General features: G+C 60.7%; 3 protein-coding genes. All 3 read left to right on the top strand.

Going from position 1 to position 2,718, the window contains the following annotated elements; genetic code table 11:
• Window positions 1-406: hypothetical protein (locus tag GWK61_RS53810; RefSeq protein ID WP_194922166.1), on the top strand; the 406-nt coding region annotated here is incomplete at its 5' end.
• Window positions 403-1,761, top strand: a complete 1,359-nt coding sequence (locus tag GWK61_RS53805; protein ID WP_194922165.1) for a WXG100 family type VII secretion target — start codon at window positions 403-405, stop codon at window positions 1,759-1,761. The genes GWK61_RS53810 and GWK61_RS53805, both read left to right, overlap by 4 nt.
• Window positions 1,692-2,718 (top strand): S8 family serine peptidase (locus GWK61_RS61330; protein WP_194922164.1); only part of this gene is annotated, 1,027 nt, incomplete at its 3' end. The genes GWK61_RS53805 and GWK61_RS61330, both read left to right, overlap by 70 nt.

Here is a 2,718-nt window from a genome sequence, read left to right as displayed (position 1 = left end):
CCCCATGAGCAGCACCACCCACACCTTCCGCATCTGCCTAGAACACCTGACAGCCCTCCGCAAAGCCCTGGCGGACCTAGAAACCACCCTCGGCGCAACCCACGCCCACCACTGGCCCACCATCGACCCCACCCTCCACACAGGCCCCGCGGCGTGGCGCGTGGAGAAAGGCGACACCGCCACATATGTATATGGACTGCTGAACGAAGCCAGCCCCCTAGGCGACACCCACGCCGACATGGTCCGCCGCCTGGAGGACTGGTACCACCGCATCCACGAAACGGTCACCGCCATGACGACATACGCCGACCAGACGCGCGAAAGGTACAGCGCAGCTGACGAGGCGGTCGCAGCTGCCATCCTGCGGGTGGCCGAGGGCGGAAGCGCGGGCGGAGGGACACCGTGAGCGAAGGTCAGTTCGCCTACAGCGGCTTCACACTCGACGAGCTACGCAGCCTGGCATCGTCACCACAGGTCGGGACGATGCAGGCAATGCCGCAGTCCTTCCGCGCCCTCGCCGACCGCGTCGGCGAGGTGGCGGATCTCCTGACCCACGCCCAGGCCGACTTGCCCAACTGGTGGAAAGGGCCGGCCGCCGATCAGGCGGCGGCCACGCTGGGACGCGCCGCTGCGGAGGCACGAGAGTTCCACGACAGCGCCACGGGCGCAGCCACCGCCGTCGGCCGATGCGCCCAGGTCGTCGCGGAACAGCAACATCAGATGATGAATGTTCCACAGGTGCCAGAACCCGGCATCACCGATGTAGTGCAGCGCCCCACGACACCGTTCGAGGCCCTTGAAGCTGCGCGACAGGACGCCAGCTACCAGGCTGCGCACGAGCAGGCGGTGCAAATCGTCAACGGCATCGCCGCGCAGTACGTAGAAACCCGCGGACAGCTGACCGCAACCATTCTTTCTCGCGGCGAAGACTTCGAGACTTTAGCACCTGGCCATCAATCCACAGCAAGCGAGGCCACGCCGAATGAAGGCAAATTATTCGCCACACCGCCGAGTGCAGCAGCCCCCCTTAAAAAGGAAGGGTTCACTAGAAGCCTACGACAAAGTAGAGGGGAATCAATCGGCAAGCTACGCGAATTCTCGCGACGGATGAATTCGGCCAATTTACCGCCATCCACAGATAGAGTACGGATTCGGGACGAGTCAGTCATCAGTCTTCACCCAGAAGCGCTTACCGCGACACGCAATACGGAGTCTAATCTCTACACCAGAGAGCCTGATACCGAAAAAGGTCCACTACCCTCGCCCTGGACCGCCACAATTGAAGCCCCAAACGAATCCCCCAGAGACGAGCCACCCTCGGGGCTAATCAGAGAAGGACTTGAGCCAGGAGAGCCTAGCGAATTTCACGTCGACAACAAATCTTGCAGAATGAGTCGACAGGATAGCCAGACGCAGGGCGCCGCCTCAAAGAGAAGTCGGGATCGCACGGATTCATCTTCCGAAACAGATGACCTCACCTCGTTCGGAGAATCTGATTATCACCCGCTTCCCATCTCCGGAGATCAGACTTCACCACCATCCAAGCCAGCAGGCAACTTTCCGTCAGATATCACGAACGAAGACGCCTCTACAATAATTCCACCGTATAGCGGCGTCGGATCAGTATCGACATACCGAGAACGTGAAAATCGAGGCCTTCGCCCGACTTACCTTAAAGAGCGAAAAAGCGCATGGCTGCCCGACACAATCGCCGCGCCCCCAGATGGCATCATCACTCCAGACTGGCTCGAGCTACGCTAGTTGTTGTTTGCGCGCTCACGTCGGCGACTGATGCTGGCGCATCTATTAGATCACAGTGGTCGCTCGATTTCCTCAAAGCGGATAAGACATGGACCATTACGCGCGGCTCGGGGATCAGGATCGCTGTTGTCGACACCGGCGTTCAACCCAATGCCGATCTGTCAGAACATCTGCTTCCCGGGGCCGACTTCTCTGGACATGAGGGAGTTTCGACTGGCGAGGGTCATATCGACACCGACGCCTTTGGCCACGGCACAGGAGAGGTCAGCTTAATCGTCGGCTCAGATAGCGACGGACGAGGCACGGAAGGGCTAGCCCCAGAAGCTTCAATTCTCCCAATCCGCGCTTCCGACGGATCAAGTTCGGGTTTTACGTTTGGGCTCGCACCATCCGTCGAATATGCGGTATCACATGGAGCTGGCGTAATCAATATGGCCCTTACAGACAGCTTCAACGATCAAGAAATCCACAAAGCTGTTCAGGATGCGCTCGACCATGATGTCGTCGTTGTTGCGGCAGTTGGAAACGATGGCACCTCGCAGCAGTACTACCCTGCGGCGTGGCCTGGGGTGGTTGGGGTAGGCGCGATTGATAGTTCGGGGGCTGTGTGGAGCCAGTCGAACAGTGGGGCTGATGTGGCCTTGGTCGCGCCTGGGGTTCATATCTTGCGGGATGACAATCAGGGGCGGGTGGGGTATTCCGATGGGACGTCGGAGGCTACCGCCTATGTTTCTGCTGCGGCTGCTTTGGTGCGGAGTGCGCATCCGCGGTGGAGCGCTGTGCAGGTGGTTGCGGCGTTGGAGAGTACGGCTGATAAGCCTGCTGCTATGCGGGGGGCTGCTCGGGACGATCGGTATGGGGCGGGGATTTTGGATGTGTTGGCGGCCGTTCGGCTGGCGGAGCCGCCGGTGGTTGGGGGGCCGGCTGCGGCGGCTGCGCGTGGGGCTGGTGGTGGGT

It is taken from the genome of Catenulispora rubra, assembly GCF_015356825.1.
GTDB lineage: Bacteria > Actinomycetota > Actinomycetes > Streptomycetales > Catenulisporaceae > Catenulispora > Catenulispora rubra.
Note: the sequence above shows the minus strand (reverse complement) of the source record. Positions and strands in the feature narration are given on the sequence as shown.